The 15054-nt window shown below is 72.6% G+C and carries 18 protein-coding genes; 10 read left to right on the top strand and 8 right to left on the bottom strand.

Annotation, left to right across the window (positions count from 1 at the left end; genetic code table 11):
- Positions 1–80: 80 nt before the first annotated feature.
- On the bottom strand, positions 81–839 hold the full coding sequence (locus ACGFIO_RS03900; RefSeq protein ID WP_392821621.1) for a FadR/GntR family transcriptional regulator: 759 nt from the start codon (positions 837–839) through the stop codon (positions 81–83).
- A gap of 22 nt (positions 840–861) precedes the next feature.
- The gene (locus ACGFIO_RS03895; protein ID WP_392821618.1) at positions 862–1710 is read right to left on the bottom strand and encodes an alpha/beta fold hydrolase; all 849 of its coding nucleotides are present in this window, start codon (positions 1708–1710) and stop codon (positions 862–864) included.
- 119 nt (positions 1711–1829) lie between these two features.
- Between ACGFIO_RS03895 and ACGFIO_RS03890 the strand changes: the two genes are divergently transcribed.
- Together ACGFIO_RS03890 and ACGFIO_RS03885 are read left to right on the top strand one after the other, a co-directional pair.
- Entirely contained in the window at positions 1830–2168 is a 339-nt protein-coding gene (locus ACGFIO_RS03890) for a 2Fe-2S iron-sulfur cluster-binding protein (protein ID WP_392821616.1), read from the top strand.
- Between the two features lie 2 nt (positions 2169–2170).
- Positions 2171–3085 (top strand): catechol 2,3-dioxygenase, encoded by a 915-nt coding sequence (locus ACGFIO_RS03885; protein ID WP_392821614.1) that lies wholly within the window; start codon positions 2171–2173, stop codon positions 3083–3085.
- Between the two features lie 134 nt (positions 3086–3219).
- Here ACGFIO_RS03885 and dmpG read toward each other — a convergent pair whose 3' ends face one another.
- The 5 genes from dmpG to ACGFIO_RS03860 are packed head-to-tail and all read right to left on the bottom strand — an operon-like array spanning position 3220 to position 7260.
- Positions 3220–4221, bottom strand: coding sequence for a 4-hydroxy-2-oxovalerate aldolase (gene dmpG / locus ACGFIO_RS03880; RefSeq protein WP_392821611.1), 1002 nt, complete (start codon positions 4219–4221; stop codon positions 3220–3222).
- Entirely contained in the window at positions 4218–5135 is a 918-nt protein-coding gene (locus tag ACGFIO_RS03875; protein WP_392822580.1) for an acetaldehyde dehydrogenase (acetylating), read from the bottom strand. Before ACGFIO_RS03875 ends, dmpG begins: the two co-directional genes overlap by 4 nt.
- Complete coding sequence (locus ACGFIO_RS03870; protein WP_392821610.1) at positions 5135–5893, bottom strand: 2-keto-4-pentenoate hydratase; 759 nt, start codon at positions 5891–5893, stop codon at positions 5135–5137. Before ACGFIO_RS03870 ends, ACGFIO_RS03875 begins: the two co-directional genes overlap by 1 nt.
- 50 nt (positions 5894–5943) lie before the next feature.
- On the bottom strand, positions 5944–6693 hold the full coding sequence (locus ACGFIO_RS03865; protein ID WP_392821607.1) for an IclR family transcriptional regulator: 750 nt from the start codon (positions 6691–6693) through the stop codon (positions 5944–5946).
- Between the two features lie 9 nt (positions 6694–6702).
- Entirely contained in the window at positions 6703–7260 is a 558-nt protein-coding gene (locus tag ACGFIO_RS03860; protein WP_392821604.1) for a TetR/AcrR family transcriptional regulator, read from the bottom strand.
- A 104-nt stretch (positions 7261–7364) separates the two neighbouring features.
- Between ACGFIO_RS03860 and ACGFIO_RS03855 the strand changes: the two genes are divergently transcribed.
- From ACGFIO_RS03855 to ACGFIO_RS03835, 5 genes are all read left to right on the top strand, one after another.
- On the top strand, positions 7365–7880 hold the full coding sequence (locus ACGFIO_RS03855) for a hypothetical protein (protein ID WP_392821601.1): 516 nt from the start codon (positions 7365–7367) through the stop codon (positions 7878–7880).
- Position 7881: 1 nt separating this feature from the next.
- Positions 7882–9285: a dihydrolipoyl dehydrogenase family protein gene (locus ACGFIO_RS03850; RefSeq protein ID WP_392821598.1), complete on the top strand. Its 1404-nt coding sequence runs from the start codon at positions 7882–7884 to the stop codon at positions 9283–9285.
- A gap of 72 nt (positions 9286–9357) precedes the next feature.
- Positions 9358–10596, top strand: a complete 1239-nt coding sequence (locus tag ACGFIO_RS03845) for a hypothetical protein (protein ID WP_392821596.1) — start codon at positions 9358–9360, stop codon at positions 10594–10596.
- Positions 10593–12134 carry a substrate-binding domain-containing protein gene (locus ACGFIO_RS03840; RefSeq protein WP_392821593.1) on the top strand — a complete coding sequence of 514 codons (1542 nt, stop codon included), beginning with the start codon at positions 10593–10595 and terminating at the stop codon, positions 12132–12134. Before ACGFIO_RS03845 ends, ACGFIO_RS03840 begins: the two co-directional genes overlap by 4 nt.
- Positions 12121–12879, top strand: a complete 759-nt coding sequence (locus ACGFIO_RS03835; RefSeq protein WP_392821590.1) for a hypothetical protein — start codon at positions 12121–12123, stop codon at positions 12877–12879. Before ACGFIO_RS03840 ends, ACGFIO_RS03835 begins: the two co-directional genes overlap by 14 nt.
- Positions 12880–12908: 29 nt before the next feature.
- On the opposite strand, the gene ACGFIO_RS03830 is transcribed toward ACGFIO_RS03835, so the two are convergent.
- Positions 12909–13655 carry an SDR family NAD(P)-dependent oxidoreductase gene (locus tag ACGFIO_RS03830; RefSeq protein WP_392821587.1) on the bottom strand — a complete coding sequence of 249 codons (747 nt, stop codon included), beginning with the start codon at positions 13653–13655 and terminating at the stop codon, positions 12909–12911.
- A 71-nt stretch (positions 13656–13726) separates the two neighbouring features.
- On the opposite strand from ACGFIO_RS03830, the gene ACGFIO_RS03825 reads away from it, so the two are divergent.
- The 3 genes from ACGFIO_RS03825 to ACGFIO_RS03815 all read left to right on the top strand — a co-directional run bounded on the left by ACGFIO_RS03825 (position 13727) and on the right by ACGFIO_RS03815 (position 15049).
- On the top strand, positions 13727–13984 hold the full coding sequence (locus ACGFIO_RS03825) for a hypothetical protein (protein WP_392821585.1): 258 nt from the start codon (positions 13727–13729) through the stop codon (positions 13982–13984).
- A 113-nt stretch (positions 13985–14097) separates the two neighbouring features.
- Positions 14098–14736 carry a hypothetical protein gene (locus ACGFIO_RS03820; RefSeq protein WP_392821583.1) on the top strand — a complete coding sequence of 213 codons (639 nt, stop codon included), beginning with the start codon at positions 14098–14100 and terminating at the stop codon, positions 14734–14736.
- Positions 14720–15049, top strand: a complete 330-nt coding sequence (locus ACGFIO_RS03815; protein WP_392821581.1) for a hypothetical protein — start codon at positions 14720–14722, stop codon at positions 15047–15049. Before ACGFIO_RS03820 ends, ACGFIO_RS03815 begins: the two co-directional genes overlap by 17 nt.
- Positions 15050–15054 lie beyond the last annotated feature (5 nt).

The raw sequence follows: 15054 nt of genomic DNA, 5'->3' as shown, positions 1-15054 counted from the left end.
CACGATAGGACGCCCGTACGGGATACGAGCGGACGCGAGCTGAACGCTATCTGAAGGAATGCGTCACCGACTGTCGTCCTTCAGTCATCCTTCGTGGACGATGCGCCGATGGCATGCGACGCGTCGGGGTCGCGGCCGGCGCCGCCGGGTGAGCGCGACGAGTCGGGCAGGCGGACCAGGTCGGCGCGGTGGTCGATGAGCGCCACGGCCAGGGCCGCCTGGTCGCGTTCCCGGATGGCCCGGGCGATCCGGGCGTGCACGGTGATGTTCTCGTCGATCACCTTGGCCGCACCGGGGCCGGCGAACTCGGCCCGCACCAGGGTGCCGCGCACCAGGACGACGATGGACTCGTACATGCCGGCCAGCACGGGCACCCGGGCGGCCCGGGCCACCGCGCTGTGGAAGCGCAGGTTGACGTCGAGGTAGCGGCGCGGGTCGTCGCGGGCCTCCCGCAACTCCTCCAGCGCCCAGTCGAGGTCGCGGCAGTCCTCGGGGGTGGCCCGCTCGGCCGCCACCCCGGCCAGGCTGTCTTCCAGCCGGGACCGGGCCTCGAACAGGTCGACTGGGTCGGCCAGCAGGCCGCGGAACCACACGTCGATGGCGCCGAGCCGCAGCTGCGGCGGCGGCTGGGCGACGAAGACCCCGCCCTGCACGCCCGGCTTGACCTGGATGACGCCGCGCTCACGGAGGATGCGCAGGGCCTCGTTGATGGCGTTGGCGCTGACCCCGAACCGGTCGATCAGCTCGGTCCGCAGCGCGAACCGGGCGCCCGCGTCGAGCCGCCGCCGGAGGATCTCGTCCTCGAGGTCGGCGGCGATGCGTTCGGCGACCGAGGGCATCAGCGTCGGGCGGGGGTCGGCGTCACCGGGACATCATGGCATGCGGGCGGGGCCGCGCGTCCGCGGTCAGGAAGCCGCCGACCAGGGCGGCGAACCGGGCCGCCCGCTCGATCTGCACCCAGTGCCCGCACCGGGCGAAGACGTGCAGTTCGGCGTCGGGGATGAGGTCGAGCAGCCGCTGCGAGGTGCTCAGCGGGATGACCTGGTCGTCGCGCCCGTGCACCAGCAGCGTGCGGTGCGGCAGGGCGGCGACCCGGTCCTCGGCCACGGCCAGGGTGTCGACCATGGCCTGCCGGGGCGCCGGGAACATCCGCCGGTAGGCCTCCTGGACGCCGGGCCGGGAGGCGGCGGCGAGCCGGATCGTGGCCAGGTCGTCGGCCAGGCCGGCGGTGTCGAAGGTGAACCAGCCGAGCAGGGCGCGCATCGCGGCCAGCGACGGCTCGAACCCCCACACCGCCTCCAGACCCGGCGTGATCGGGAAGCGCACGCCGGCGCTGCCCATCAGCACCAGCCGGTCGACCCGTTCCGGCGCCTCGACGGCCAGCCGCAGGGCCAGCGCGCCGCCGAAGCTGTTGCCCACCACCGAGACGCGGTCTAGGCCGAGCGCGTCGAGGAAACCGGTCAGGTGGGCGAGCCAGGCGTCCGGGTGGTAGACGGCGCCGGCCGGGCGCTCGGTGTAGCCGAAGCCGAGGATGTCGGGCGCGACGACGCGCCACCGCTCGGAGAGGACGGGCAGGACCGTACGCCAGTTGGCCCAGGCCGAGACTCCGGGACCGGAGCCGTGGATGAGCAGCAGCGGAGGACCGTCGCCGCGGTCGTGGTAGTTGGTGCGTACCCCGTTCACGTCGATGCTCAGACCTTGTTCGCTCATCGCCGTATAGTTCCACAACTTTTAGAAACTTTATAGCGCCCGCCTTCTGGCAAGCGGCGTTGAGCGGTGGTTACACTCTCGAAACCTGATGAACTTTTAGGTCGAGGGAGGTGCGGGTCATGCCGTTGGTCACCGTTGCCCCGGCCGGGACGACGGTCGGCGTCCGCTCCGGCGAGACGATCGTCGAGGGTCTGCGCCGGGCCGGGTGGCGCAGCCGCTACCGGTGCCGGCGCGGCGGCTGCGGGATCTGCAAGTGCCGCGTCCTGTCCGGCGCCGTCACCTATCCCGTCCCGGTGGCCGAGTCGGCGCTCAGCGCCGCCGATCGCGCGGCCGGGCTCTGCCTGCCCTGCCAGGCCGTCCCGCTCGGCGACGTCGTCGTCGAGCAACGCGAGAGAGATCTGCGCCCGATGCTGGCCAGTGGGCCGCGTACGGCGTTCCGGAACCCCGAGAAGAGGTAGCCATGTCCGTCGTCCGCCTCGGTTACGTGCACGTCCGCGTCACCGACCTCGCCCGTGCCCGCCACCACTACCAGAACACCCTCGGCATGGACGCGGTCCACGAGGAGAACGGCCGGGTCTACCTCAAGTCCTGGGACGAGGACGACCATCACTCGGTCGTGCTCGAGGAGGGCGGCGTGGGCCTGGTCAAGTTCGGATACAAGGTGACCGGCGACGATTCCCTGGCCGACCTGGAGAACCGGGTCACCGCCTTCGGCGCGTCGGCCGAGCGGATGAGCAAGGGCGACAACGCCGGCATCGGCGACGGGCTGCGTGTCACCCTGCCCAGCGAGCACGTCCTGGAGCTGTACTCCGAGGTCGAGTACCTCGGCACCGCGGTCGGCAAGATCAACCCGGATCCGTGGCCCCGCACCGGCCTGCGCGGCATCGGCGTGCCCCGGATCAACCACGCGCTGATCACCACCGAGGACCCGGCGTTGCTGGAGCGGTTCTTCGCCGACGCGCTGGGCTTCCGGCCGGCCGAACGCCTGGTCTCCGGGGACGAGCCCGACGACCTGGTCGGCTCGTGGATGTTCTGCGGCGAGAACCCGCACGACATCGCCTTCGTCAACGGGCCCAACGGCAAGCTGCACCACTTCGCCTACCAGATCGACGACTGGAGCGCCCTGCTGCGGGCCGGCGACGTGATGTCGATGGACGACGTGCCGATCGACTTCGGACCGGCCCGGCACGGCATCACCCGCGGCGGCACCATCTACTTCTTCGACCCGTCGGGCAACCGCAACGAGGTCTTCTCCGGCGGCTACCGCACCGGGCCGGACTTCCGGCCCATCACCTGGACGATGGACCAGGCGGCGCGCGGCATCAACTACACCCACCGCGAGATCGACCAGGACTTCCTGCAGGTGGTCACCTGACGCACGCCCGGTGATGCATCGGTGTGCTCAGAGCGCTCTGAGCACACCGATGCATCATCGCCGGCGCCGGCTCGGGCGAGCGGCCGGGGCGAGCGGCCGGGGGAGAGCCCCTGGTTGCTCGCCCCGGCCGGGTTTCAGCCGGCCAGGTCCAACGCTATGTCGGCGATCAGGTCCTCCTGGCCGCCGACCAGCCGCCGCCGGCCGACCTCGACCAGGATCCGGCGTACGTCCACGTCGTACCGCTCGGCCGCCACCTCGGCATGCCGGAGGAACGAGCTGTACACGCCCGCGTACCCCAGGGTCAGCGTCTCGCGGTCGACCCGCACCGGCCGGTCCTGCAGCGGCCGCACCAGGTCCTCGGCCGCGTCCTGGAGCGCGAACAGGTCGCAGCCGTGCTCCCAGCCGCGCAGCTCGGCGACGGCCACGAACGGCTCGATCGGGCAGTTGCCGGCGCCCGCACCCTGCCCGGCCAGCGACGCGTCGACCCGGGTCACGCCCTCCTCGACCGCGACCACCGAGTTGGCCACGGCCAGCGACAGGTTCTCGTGGGCGTGGATGCCGATCTCGGTCGCCGGGTCGAGCACGTCGCGATAGGCGCGGACCCGCTCGCGGACGCCGTCCATCAGCAGCCGGCCGCCCGAGTCGGTGACATAGACGCACTGCGCGCCGTAGGACTCCATCAGCCGGGCCTGGGCGGCCAGCGCGGCCGGCTCGGCCAGGTGGCTCATCATCAGAAAGCCGGCCACGTCCATGCCCAGCTCGCGGGCGGTCGCGATGTGCTGGGCGGCGACGTCGGCCTCGGTGCAGTGCGTGGCGATGCGCACCGACCGTACCCCCAGCTCGTGTGCCCTTCGCAGGTCGGCGATGGTGCCGATGCCGGGCAGCAGCAGGGTGGTCAGCCGGGCCCGGCGGACGCTGGCCGCGGCCACCTCGATCCATTCCCGGTCGGTGTGCGAGCCGGGGCCGTAGGTCAGGCTCCCGCCGGCCAGCCCGTCGCCGTGCGCCACCTCGATGCCGCCGACCCCGGCCGCGTCCAGCGCGCCGACGATCTTCGCGACGGTGTCCGGTGTCATCCGGTGCCGGACCGCGTGCATGCCGTCCCGCAACGTCACGTCCTGGATGAAGATCTTGGTCATGCGATCGCCTCCGCCGCCGCGAGCGCCGCGGACGTCATGATGTCGAGATTCCCGGCGTACGCGGGCAGGTAGTGCGCCGCGCCCTCGACCTCGAGGAACACCGTGACCTGATGGGTGACCGGTTCGCCGGCGGTCAGCGTGTGCACCGGCTGCCCGGCCGGCACCGGCGTGATCTGCACCCGCTGCTTCAAGCGGTAGCCGGGCACGTACTTGGCGACCACGGCCACCATCTCCTCGACCGACACCCGGATCGCGTCCCGGGTCTCCGGGGACTCCGCGCCGACCAGGCAGAGCACGGTGTCGCGCATGATCAGGGGCGGATCGGCCGGGTTGAGCACGATGATCGCCTTGCCCCGGCCGGCCCCGCCGACCGACTCGACCGCCTGGGCCGTGGTCTCGGTGAACTCGTCGATGTTGGCGCGGGTGCCCGGACCGGCCGACCGCGAGGCGATCGAGGCGACGATCTCGGCGTACGGCACCGGGACGACGCGGGACACCGCCGCCACGATCGGGATGGTCGCCTGCCCGCCGCAGGTCACCATGTTGATCTCGGGCGCGTCCCGGTGCTGGTCGAGGTTGACCGCGGGCACCACGAACGGCCCGTCCGCGGCCGGGGTGAGGTCGATCATGCGGATGCCCCGGCCGGCCAAGGCGGCCGTGTTGGCCCGGTGCGCGCCGGCCGACGTGGCGTCGAAGACGATCCCGATCTCGTCCGCGCCGGGCAGGGCGAGCAGGCCGGCCACTCCGTCCGAGGTGGTCGGTACGCCGAGGCGGGCGGCGCGGGCCAGCCCGTCCGAGTTCGGGTCGATGCCGACCATGGCGCCCATCTCCAGCCCGGCCGAGTGGCGCAGGACCTTGATCATGAGGTCGGTGCCGATGTTGCCGGATCCGATCACGGCGACCTTCGTACCCATCACGAACCGAACCTGGTCGTGACCGTGCCGAGGCCGGTCAGGGTGGCCGACACCGCGATGCCGGCGGTCACCGGGACCATCGGGCCGAGCGCACCCGACAGCACCACCTGCCCGGCGCGCAGCGGATCGCCCTGATCGCGGGCCGCACGGGCCAGCCAGGCCAGGGCGGCCAGCGGGTCGCCCAGGCAGGCCGCGCCCGAGCCCTTGGAGACCACCTCGCCGTCCACGCTCATCTCCATCTGCACGTCCACCGGCCGCACCTGGTCCAGGCCGGCCCGGGCCGGGCCGAGCACGTACAGCCCACTGGAGGCGTTGTCGGCGACGGTGTCCGCGATGCTGATGTCCCAGCCGGCGATCCGGCTGTCCACGATCTCCAGCGCCGGCGCCACGAACGCCACCGACTCGGCCACGTGGTCCGGATCGGGGTCGGCGCCGAGCACGAAGGCGACCTCGGCCTCGATGCGCGGCTGCAGCAGCCGGTCGATCGGGACCTCGGCCAGGCCGCTGACGTCCATGTCGTCGAAGAGCAGGCCGAAGTCGGGCTGGTCGACGCCGAGCTGCCGCTGGACGGCCGGCGCGGTCAGGCCGATCTTGTGGCCGGCCACGCGGGCGCCGGACCGCACGCGCACGGCGGCGATCTCCTGCTGCACGGCGTAGGCCGCGCCGATGTCGTCCGCGCCGATCAGGTCCCGGACCGGGGCACAGGGTGTCGCGCTTCGCGCCGCGTCGAGCAGGCGTTGCGCCGCAGGTGAGGTCATGCCGGTCAGGATGCCGCCGGACCGGGTGCCGCTTCCATCAAAAGGTTCCGCTATGCGGAACCGAGCAGGGCGGATCGGCGGGCCAGGGTGGCCGCGATGCCGGCGGCGGCGGCCTTGACCGACGCGGCGTGGCGCCGGGGCTCGAACCGGGCGGCCGGGCCGGCCACGCTGATCGCGGCGACCGCGACGTCGTGAGCGTCGAGCACCGGCGCGCCGACGCAGACGACGCCGACGGCCGACTCCTCGGCCTCGAAGGTCACCCCGGCCTCCACCGCCGCGTCGAGCTGCCGCCGCAGCAGCAGGGCGGAGGTCACGGTCCGGGGCGCGACCCGGGTCAGTGGCGCGCCGAGCACGTCCGCGCGGACCTGATCGGGGGCGAAGGCCAGCAGCGCCTTGCCGATGGCGGTCGCGTGCAGGGGCATCCGGCCGCCGAGCCGGGACGGCGCCCGGGCCTGGCGGTGGCCGCCCATCTTGGCGACGTAGACGACCTCGGTGCCCTCACGCAGCCCGAGGTGCACGGTCTCGTGGGTGCGCTCGTACAGGTCCTCGAGGAAGGGTGTGGCCACTTCGAGCAGGCCCCGTTCGACCGACGCGCGCATGCCCAGCTCGAACAGGTGCCCGCTGAGATGGAACCGGCCGTCCGACCGGTCGAGCAGCCGGGCCGCCACCAGCTCGGTGGTCAGCCGGTGCAGGGTCGCCTTGGCCAGCCCGGTACGCCGCTGCAACTCGGCGAACCCGACCCCGCGGTCGTCGGCGGTGAAGGCGTCGAGGATCGAGGACACCTTGTCGATCACCGACATGGTCGTGCCTCAGCGGTCCTGGATCGGGTGCGCCGCGAGGAGTTCCTCGACGGCGGCCAGGAAGGTCTCGCGCACCGCGTCCGCGTCGGCGACACAGCCCGAGGTCATCGCCCCGTCGCGGAGCATGACGAACTGCCGCGCGGCCGGTTCGTCGCCGAAGAGCTCGGTGACGGTACGCAGGAACCAGTCCCGGTGCTCGACCACGACGCGGTACACCGGGTGGCCGGGGTCGGGGTACTCGGTGACCGCGTTGAGGAAAGCGCAGCCGCGGAACCCGGGCCCGCTGACCTGCCCGGCGATCGAGGCGGCGACCCGGCGGACGGCGTCGGCCGGTGAGGCGCCCTCGACCCCGGCGGCGAGGTCGGCCCTGATCTGCGCGTCGGCGGCCCGCAGGTAGGCCACGATCAGGTCTTCCTTGCTCGGGAAATGCCGGTAGAACGTGGCCCGGGTGGTCTGCGCGTCGGCGATGATCCGGTCGACGCCGACGGCGTGGATGCCCTCGGTGTAGAAGGCCGCGCTGGCCCGCCGCAGCAGGCGGTCGCGCTGGTCCCCGGGCGGTCTCGGCATGCCGACCAGCGTAGCAGTTAGTAGAAAGAACGTTCGTTCTTGACAAGTCCGGGCCGGCGTGAGTTAGTGGATAGAACGTTCTTTCTACTAACCGAGAGGCCCCCATGACCCTGCGGAACCTGTACCTCACCCGTTTCGGCTTCGCCGTCGTCTGGGCCGGGCTGCTGGCGGTGACGGCCAAGGAGCTCAGCCCGTTCGCGATCGCGCTGCTGGTGCTCTACCCGCTGGTCGACGTGGCCGCGGCGGTCGTCGACGTCCGCTCGTCCGGCAACAAGGGCCTCTACCTCAACATCGCGATGAGCGCGCTGGCGGCGATCGGGCTGGCGGTCGCGGCGGGCAACGGCATCCCGGCCGTGCTGCGGGTCTTCGGCGCCTGGGCCGTCGTCGCCGGTGTGATCCAGCTCGTGGTCGGGGCGAGCCGCCGTAAGCTCGGCGGACAGTGGGCGATGATCCTCAGTGGGGCCGGCTCGGTCGCGGCCGGGTCGACCTTCATCGCCGGGGCCGGGCGGGAGGGGGCCTCACTGAGCAACATCGCCGGGTACGCCGTGGTCGGCGGCGTGCTGTTCCTCATCTCCGCCCTGCGTCTCGGCCGGGCGGCACGCGCAGCGAAGGCAGTCTGACATGGCAGAGAGCAAGACCTACGACGTCGTGGTGATCGGCGCCGGGCCGGTGGGCGAGAACGTCGCCGACCGGGCGGTCAAGGGCGGACTGAGTGCCGTCATCGTCGAGAAGGAGCTGGTCGGCGGCGAGTGCTCGTACTGGGCCTGCATGCCGACCAAGGCACTGCTGCGCAGTTCGTCGGCCCTGCGCGCGGCCCGGGCGGTCGGCGGCGCGCGCGAGGCGGTGACCGGGACGCTGGACGTGGCCGCGGTGCTGAAGCGGCGGGACGGGTTCGCGTCCGACTGGCACGACGACGGGCAGGTCGCGTGGCTCGAGAGCGCCGGGATCGACCTGGTCCGCGGGCACGGCCGGCTCGCCGGGCCCCGCCAGGTCGAGGTCGGCGGGGTCACGCTGACCGCGCGGCACGCGGTGGTCGTGGCCACCGGCAGTGACGCGCTGCTGCCGGACATCCCGGGGCTGGCCGGCAGCGACCCGTGGACCAGCCGCGAGGCGGCGTCGGCCCAGGAGGTGCCGGGCCGGCTGGCCATCATCGGCGGCGGGGTGGTCGCGACCGAGATGGCCACCGCGTACGCCGCCCTCGGCTCACGGGTGACCCTGCTGGCCCGGGGCGGCCTGCTGGCCGGCAATGAGCCGTTCGCCGGCGAGCTGGTGGCCGCGGCGCTGACCGAGGCGGGCGCGGCGGTCCGGACCGGCACGACCGCCACCGCGGTACGCCGGGACGACGAGGGCGTGGTGCACCTGACGCTGCCCGGCGGCGAGGAGATCCTGGCCGACGAGGTACTGGTCGCTGTCGGGCGTACCCCCCGGACCCGAGATCTCGGTCTGGAGACGGTGGGGCTGGAGCCGGGGTCGTGGCTCGACGCGGACGACACCATGCTCGTGCTGGACGACTGGCTCTACGCGGCGGGCGACGTCAACCACCGCGCGCTGCTCACCCACCAGGGCAAGTACCAGGCGCGGGCCTGCGGCGACGTGATCGCGGCCCGGGCCCAGGGCAAGCCGGTCGACGACCAGCCGTGGGGCCGGCACGTGGCCACCGCCGACCACCAGGCCGTACCCCAGGTCACCTTCACCGAGCCCGAGGTCGCCTCGGTCGGCCTGACCGCCGCGGCGGCCGAGAAGGCCGGCTACCGCACGCGGGTCGTCGACTACGAGATCGGCAGCGTCGCCGGGGCGAGCCTGCACGCCGACGGCTACACCGGCAAGGCCCGCATGGTGGTCGACGAGGACCGCGGGGTGCTGCTGGGCGTCACCTTCGCCGGGCCCGACGTGGCCGAGCTGCTGCAGTCGGCGACGATCGCGGTGGTCGGCGAGGTGCCGCTGGAGCGACTGTGGCACGCGGTGCCGTCGTACCCCACGGTCAGCGAGGTCTGGCTCCGCCTGCTCGAGACCTACGGCCGATAACCGTCCCCCGGGCGGTGGCAACAAGCTGACACAGCCACCGTCCACTTGCGCCGGTGCAGGACACTGGCGTACGTGGAAGGCCGCCTGACAGCCCCACCCGAGCTGGTTCTTCAGCCCCGGCTCACCGTCCGCCCCCGCCCCTCGTTCTGGACCCGCCGATCCCGGTCCTGGTTCACGGCCGCGGCCACGACCTGGATCGCCGGGCTGATCGTGCTCTACCTCAACGGCCACCTGCTGCTGCCGTTGGACACACCGACGGTGCTGCACGGCAAGAGCGGCTCCGGAGGCGACCTCTTCCTCGACGCCGAGATGCGGCGCATCCTGCTCGACCGGAACATCCGGGTGGAGCTGACGCAAACCGGCTCCCGGGAGACGGCGACCGGTTCCTTCGACGGGTACGACTTCCTGTTCCCGTCCGGGCGGCCGGCGGCGTACATGATCAAGGGCCGGCTGGCCGCGCAGGGTCACTGGCCCCGGGCCACCCGGCCGTTCGCGAGCCCGCTGGTGCTGGCCAGCTTCCGGCAGTACGCCGACACCCTGGTCGCCGCCGGGGTGGCCCGGCCGCAACCCAACGGTCTGGGTGGACGGCCGCTGTACTACACGCTCGACATCGCGAAGTTCTTCGCCCTGATGCGGTCCGGCCGGACCTGGGACGACCTCGGGATCGGCAAGTGGCGCGACCCGGGCGGCGGGACCGTCAGCAACGGCAACCGGGTGCTGGCGCACAGCCCGAACATGTGTTTCGCCAACTCCGGCGAGGCCTACCTGGCGCTGGCCGCGTACGTCAGCACCGGACGCAACGCGCCACCGACCGAGGCCGAGGCGCCCGCCGTCGCCGCCCGGGTCAAACCGCTGCTCACCCTCGAAGGCCTGCAGGACGCCGACCTGTTCAACTCCTACGTCACGCCCGAGGGCAAGGGCAAGGCGCCGATCGTGGTCGTCTACGAGCATCAATACCTGGCGTACCAGGTGCGGTCCCGGCAGGTGCGCGGCGCGCCGGACACCGACCGGGTCCTGCTCTACCCGGCCCAGCAGATGCTCGCCGACCCGGAGTTCATCGCGCTCGACGCCGGTGCGGAACGGCTCGCCCGGCTCCTCACCGACGACCGCGAGCTGCGGCGGCGCGCGATGGAGCTCGGCTACCGGGTGCTCGACCCGTCCGGCGAGCACACCAGCGACGCGCTGTGGCGCTACCTGGCCGAGCGCGGCATCCCGGCGCCGGACAGCGGCGGCGACGACACCCGCGCCGACCTGCCCGAACTGGCCGCCCTGGAGAAGATGATCGCGCTGGTCGGTGGGTGCGCCCGATGAGCCGGGTACGCCGGGCCGGCACGCTCCTCGCCGTCCTGCTGCTGGCCGTGACCGCCGCATGCACCGCCGACAAGCCGGCCACCGTGACACTGCGGGTGCTGGCCAGCTCCGACCTGACCGACCTGCGGCCCGTCCTCGACCGGCTGGAACACGAGACCGGGGTCCGGCTGGTGATGGACTACCGCGGCACGGTCGACGCCGGCGACGCCCTCACCCCGCCCACCGACGAGCACGACCTGGCCTGGTTGTCCTCCGACCGCTACCTGCGGCTCAAGCTGAAAGCGGCCGGCTACACCGGACCGGTGCCCCTCTCCACCAAGATCATGGACTCGCCGGTGGCGATCGGGCTCACCCCGGCCGCCGCCGACCGGCTCCCCGACCGCCCGACCTGGGCCGACATCGCCGACGCGGCCGCCGCCGGCCGGCTCGGGTTCGCCATGGCCGATCCCCGGCACGCCGGCAGCGGGCTGGCCGCGCTGATCGGGGTGGCCACCGCGGCGACCGGCGCCGGCCGCGCCCTGCGCCCCGAGGACGTCACCTGCGACCGGCTCGGCGGGTTCTTCGCCGGCCGGCGGATCACCGCCACCAGCACCGCCGACCTGGTCGCGCGCTTCGTCGCCGGACAGGACTCGGTCGACGCGCTGATCTCGTACGAGTCGGTGCTGCTGTCGGTCAACGCCGGCGGGCGGCTGCGGCAGCCGCTGCGCATCGTCTACCCGCGCGACGGCATCGTGCTCGCCGAATACCCACTGCTGCTGCTCAACCCGCGGCAGCGGGCCGCCTACGACAAGGCGGTGGCCTGGCTGACCGGCGCCGACGGCCAGCGGATGATCATGCGGACCACGTTGCGGCGGCCGGTCGACCCGGCCGTCACCCGCGACCCGCGGCTCGGCCCGGCCATCGGGAACTCGCTCTACTTCCCCGACCAGCAGGAGACGATCGACCGGCTGCTGGCCAACTACCGGGCCGGCGGGCGCCCCGGGCACGTGATCTTCGTGCTCGACTACTCCGGGTCGATGCGCGGCGCGCGGCTGGCCAAGCTGCGGGCCACCTTCGACGGGCTGGGCGGCGTGGACCGGACGTCGTCGGGCAAGTTCGCCCGGTTCTACCCGGGCGAGCGGATCACGCTGATCCGGTTCGGCCGGACGGTCCTGGGTGAGCGGACCTTCACGGTCGAGGACCAGGCCGACATCGACGCGATGCGGGCGTTCCTGGGCGGGGCCGAGCCGGCCGGGCGGACCGCGGTGTGGTCGGCGCTCGACCACGCGTACCGGATCGCCGCCACCGCACGGCGGGCCGAATCGGACCGGCCGGTGTCCATCGTGCTGATGACCGACGGCGAGAACAACGCCGGCGCCGCGATCGACGGGCTCCTCCCCCGGTGGCGGGAAGTGGGCGTGCCCACGTACGCGATCAGCCTGGCCCGGGCCGCGCCGCCCGACCTCGGCCGGGCCGCCTCGGCCACCGGCGGCCGGGTCGCCGAGGCCACGACCGACAACCTGCGGGACGCCTTCAAGGATGTGCGTGGCTGTGGATGAGTTGTGGTGGAGCGTGTTCTGGCCGTACGCGATCGTCTGGACGGTCACCGCCGTCGCCTTCGCCGGAGCGGTCGGCGTCCTCGTCACCCTGTTCCTGCGGCGGCGCCGCCGCGGCCGCACCCGCCACCCCACCCCCGGCATCAGCGTCTACCTCAACCGCAAGCGGGTGATGGAGCTCTACCTGCGCGACAGTTACCAGCCGGCGATGAGCCGCGAGTTCACCAAGCAGATCTCGGCCACCACCAACGCCAACGTCGCCGCCGAGCTGTACGGCTTCCAGCTCGGCGCCGGCCGCGAGGTCAACGAGCAGGTGGCCGAGAAGTTCGTGCAGAACGCCGAACCGATCGCGGTCATCCGGGTCGTGATGGACGTCCTGGAGGAGAACGGCGACATCCTCTACATCGACCTGATGGACGGCGCGGTCGAGCCCGACCGGTCGCTGGCCCAGCGGCTCACCCGCAACGACCGGGAGCTGCCGTTCGACCGGCTGCGCCGGCACGGCTCGTTCGTCTCGGTGTGGGGCAGTTTCCGCGAGTACGCCCGGACCGGCACCGCCATCTCCTTCACCGCGTCCCCACCGGGTGGCGACCAGGCCGTCCGCGTCGTCTTCACCTGCCCGCTCGACGAGGTCAGCCCCGACGACGTTGCCGACGGCCCGTTCATGGCCCGCTGCCTGGGCCGCGTCCAGGCCTGGAACGAGCCGGACCACACGCTGCTGATCCGCCCGGTCGCGGTCTTCAACTAGGTCGTGCGGGTCGTGGCCACGGCCTGACCTCAGTGCAGGTGGGAGCCGCCGTTGACGTCGATGGTGGCGCCGGTCAGGTAGGCGGCCTCGGGTGACGCCAGGAAGGCGACCACGCCGGCCACGTCGTCGGCCGTGGCCAGGCGGCCGACCAGCGTGGTGGCGGCCAGCTCGGCCTTGCGGTCCTCGGTCATCGCACCGTGGGTGATGTCGGTGTCGACCATGCTGGGCGCGATGGCGTTGACCGTCACCCCCTGGCCGGCGCATTCGCGGGCCAGCGAGCGGGTCAGGCCGAGCACGGCGGCCTTGCTGGCCGAGTAGTGCGAGGCGCCGAACACGCCACCTCCACGCTGGCCGGACACCGAGGAGAGGTTGACTATCCGGCCGTACCCGCGCGCACGCAGGCCGGGCAGCACCGCCTGGGTGACCAGGAAGGTTCCGCGTACGTTGACCGCGAAGATCCGTTCCCACTCGTCCAGCGTGATGTTCTCGAAGCGGGTCGGCGACGAGATGCCGGCGATGTTCGCGAGCACCGTGACCGGCGGCAGCGCGGCCTCGGCGGCACGCACCGCGTCGGCCACCGACGCCTGCTCGGTGACGTCGCACCGGGCGGCGAACGTGGCGGGACTGCCGGCCCGCCCGGCCAGCCCCGCGGTCTCGCCGGCGCCCTCGAGGTCGAGGACGGCGACCGCGTAGCCCAGCCGGGCGAACCGCAGGGCGGTGGCCCGGCCGATGCCGCGGGCCGAACCGCCGCCGGTGATCAGGATGGTCGGTGTCATCGCGTCGCTCCCCTGTCGAACCCCGGGACCCGGGGCATCCGGTGGTGGCCCGGCGATGCGATATTGGTGCGATGATGCCGCGCCCGCCTCGCCTCTTCGAGGCCGATGACATTCTTTCCGGCCGGGTCTCCCTGGAGCAGTACCCGTTCAATCTGATCTATCTGGTCATCGCGTCGTCGTCGTTCTTCGCCGACGTGAAGATCCATCCGTCCGACCTGCCCCGGGTCGACGTGCTGCTGTCGGCGGCCGAGATGCTCGAGGACCAGGGCTGGGAGATCGTGGCCGTGGACTCCGGCGGCAAGTTGATCTGCCTGCGGCGCAAGCGCTGACCGAGGGACAGGGGGCAGCGCCGCCCACCGATATCTCGTATCCTCCCTGACGGCCAGGGCGGCATCCGCCCTGTTGGACACGGGGGCGGGGTGACAAGTCGTTGACGTATTCCATGAGTGACGATCCGGTCGCCGATCTGCGTGTGATCGGCGCCGAGCTGATCGCGCTGGGTCGGGCGGCGCGGGCGGCGAGCCGGCCCGACGCGCGATACGAGGGCAGTGACGCGACCGGCACGATCACGGTCGTGCTCGACGGCCGTCAGCGGGTGGTCGACGTACGGGTCGACATGCGCTGGGACCAGCGGCTGGCCCGCACCGAGCTCGGCCCGGCGCTGTCGGCCGCGTACTCGCAGGCGGTCATCGCTCTGCTCGACGCCGACAGCGAGGCCTTCGACGAGGCCCGGGCCGCGCCGCCGGTCGCGCCGGTCGAGCCCGCGCCGCCACGGCCGGCCCCGGTCTACACCGACGCGGACGTCGACGAGATGAAATACCAGCTGGACCGCCAGCTGCAACAGAACGACATGCTGCTGCGCTTCGCCGATCAGCCCCCGGCCGCGCGCGGGTTCGCCGGCGAGGCCGAGGTGACCGGCCCCGGCGAGTTCGTGATCATCGCGGTGCGGAACGGGCGGATCGCCGACATCCGGGTGCTGGCCAGCCGGCTTCCGGCCGACAGCACCAACGGCACCATCGCCCGCGAGGCGATGGAGGCGTTCCGCGCGACGGAGGGGTTTTCTCATGCCGGGCAACGATGAGGTCAAGCTCGTCCGCGACGCTCTGCTGGACGAGGCGGCCAAGTGGCGCAAGCTGTCCGACGACATGGGCACGGTCAAGGCCGGGCTGGGTGACCTGGCGCTGTACGTGTCGGCGTTCTTCGCCGGCGACGCGGTCACCGCGCAGATGGGCAAGGGCGCCTACGACCCGGTGCTGACGCTGGTGCAGAAGCTCGCCGGTGAGGCCGAGACCGAGTTCGACCAGATCGCCGAGGCCCTCAAGCGGGCGCACGACGACTACGACGCCGTGGAGGGCAAGAACGCCACGGACCTGTCCAAGATCTACGGAAACTGACGGAG

It is taken from the genome of Actinoplanes sp. NPDC049265 (genome assembly GCF_043197135.1).
GTDB lineage: Bacteria > Actinomycetota > Actinomycetes > Mycobacteriales > Micromonosporaceae > Actinoplanes.
This window is presented reverse-complemented; position numbering and strand designations above follow the sequence as displayed.

What these genes read in the sequence shown, in the direction of transcription:
- ACGFIO_RS03900 (WP_392821621.1), bottom strand. Translation starts at nt 839, where the DNA reads ATGCCCTCGGTCGCCGAACGCATCGCCGCCGACCTCGAGGACGAGATC.
- ACGFIO_RS03895 (WP_392821618.1), bottom strand. Translation starts at nt 1,710, where the DNA reads ATGAGCGAACAAGGTCTGAGCATCGACGTGAACGGGGTACGCACCAAC.
- ACGFIO_RS03890 (WP_392821616.1), top strand. Translation starts at nt 1,830, where the DNA reads ATGCCGTTGGTCACCGTTGCCCCGGCCGGGACGACGGTCGGCGTCCGC.
- ACGFIO_RS03885 (WP_392821614.1), top strand. Translation starts at nt 2,171, where the DNA reads ATGTCCGTCGTCCGCCTCGGTTACGTGCACGTCCGCGTCACCGACCTC.
- dmpG (WP_392821611.1), bottom strand. Translation starts at nt 4,221, where the DNA reads ATGACCAAGATCTTCATCCAGGACGTGACGTTGCGGGACGGCATGCAC.
- ACGFIO_RS03875 (WP_392822580.1), bottom strand. Translation starts at nt 5,135, where the DNA reads ATGGGTACGAAGGTCGCCGTGATCGGATCCGGCAACATCGGCACCGAC.
- ACGFIO_RS03870 (WP_392821610.1), bottom strand. Translation starts at nt 5,893, where the DNA reads ATGACCTCACCTGCGGCGCAACGCCTGCTCGACGCGGCGCGAAGCGCG.
- ACGFIO_RS03865 (WP_392821607.1), bottom strand. Translation starts at nt 6,693, where the DNA reads ATGTCGGTGATCGACAAGGTGTCCTCGATCCTCGACGCCTTCACCGCC.
- ACGFIO_RS03860 (WP_392821604.1), bottom strand. Translation starts at nt 7,260, where the DNA reads ATGCCGAGACCGCCCGGGGACCAGCGCGACCGCCTGCTGCGGCGGGCC.
- ACGFIO_RS03855 (WP_392821601.1), top strand. Translation starts at nt 7,365, where the DNA reads ATGACCCTGCGGAACCTGTACCTCACCCGTTTCGGCTTCGCCGTCGTC.
- ACGFIO_RS03850 (WP_392821598.1), top strand. Translation starts at nt 7,882, where the DNA reads ATGGCAGAGAGCAAGACCTACGACGTCGTGGTGATCGGCGCCGGGCCG.
- ACGFIO_RS03840 (WP_392821593.1), top strand. Translation starts at nt 10,593, where the DNA reads ATGAGCCGGGTACGCCGGGCCGGCACGCTCCTCGCCGTCCTGCTGCTG.
- ACGFIO_RS03830 (WP_392821587.1), bottom strand. Translation starts at nt 13,655, where the DNA reads ATGACACCGACCATCCTGATCACCGGCGGCGGTTCGGCCCGCGGCATC.
- ACGFIO_RS03825 (WP_392821585.1), top strand. Translation starts at nt 13,727, where the DNA reads ATGATGCCGCGCCCGCCTCGCCTCTTCGAGGCCGATGACATTCTTTCC.
- ACGFIO_RS03820 (WP_392821583.1), top strand. Translation starts at nt 14,098, where the DNA reads ATGAGTGACGATCCGGTCGCCGATCTGCGTGTGATCGGCGCCGAGCTG.
- ACGFIO_RS03815 (WP_392821581.1), top strand. Translation starts at nt 14,720, where the DNA reads ATGCCGGGCAACGATGAGGTCAAGCTCGTCCGCGACGCTCTGCTGGAC.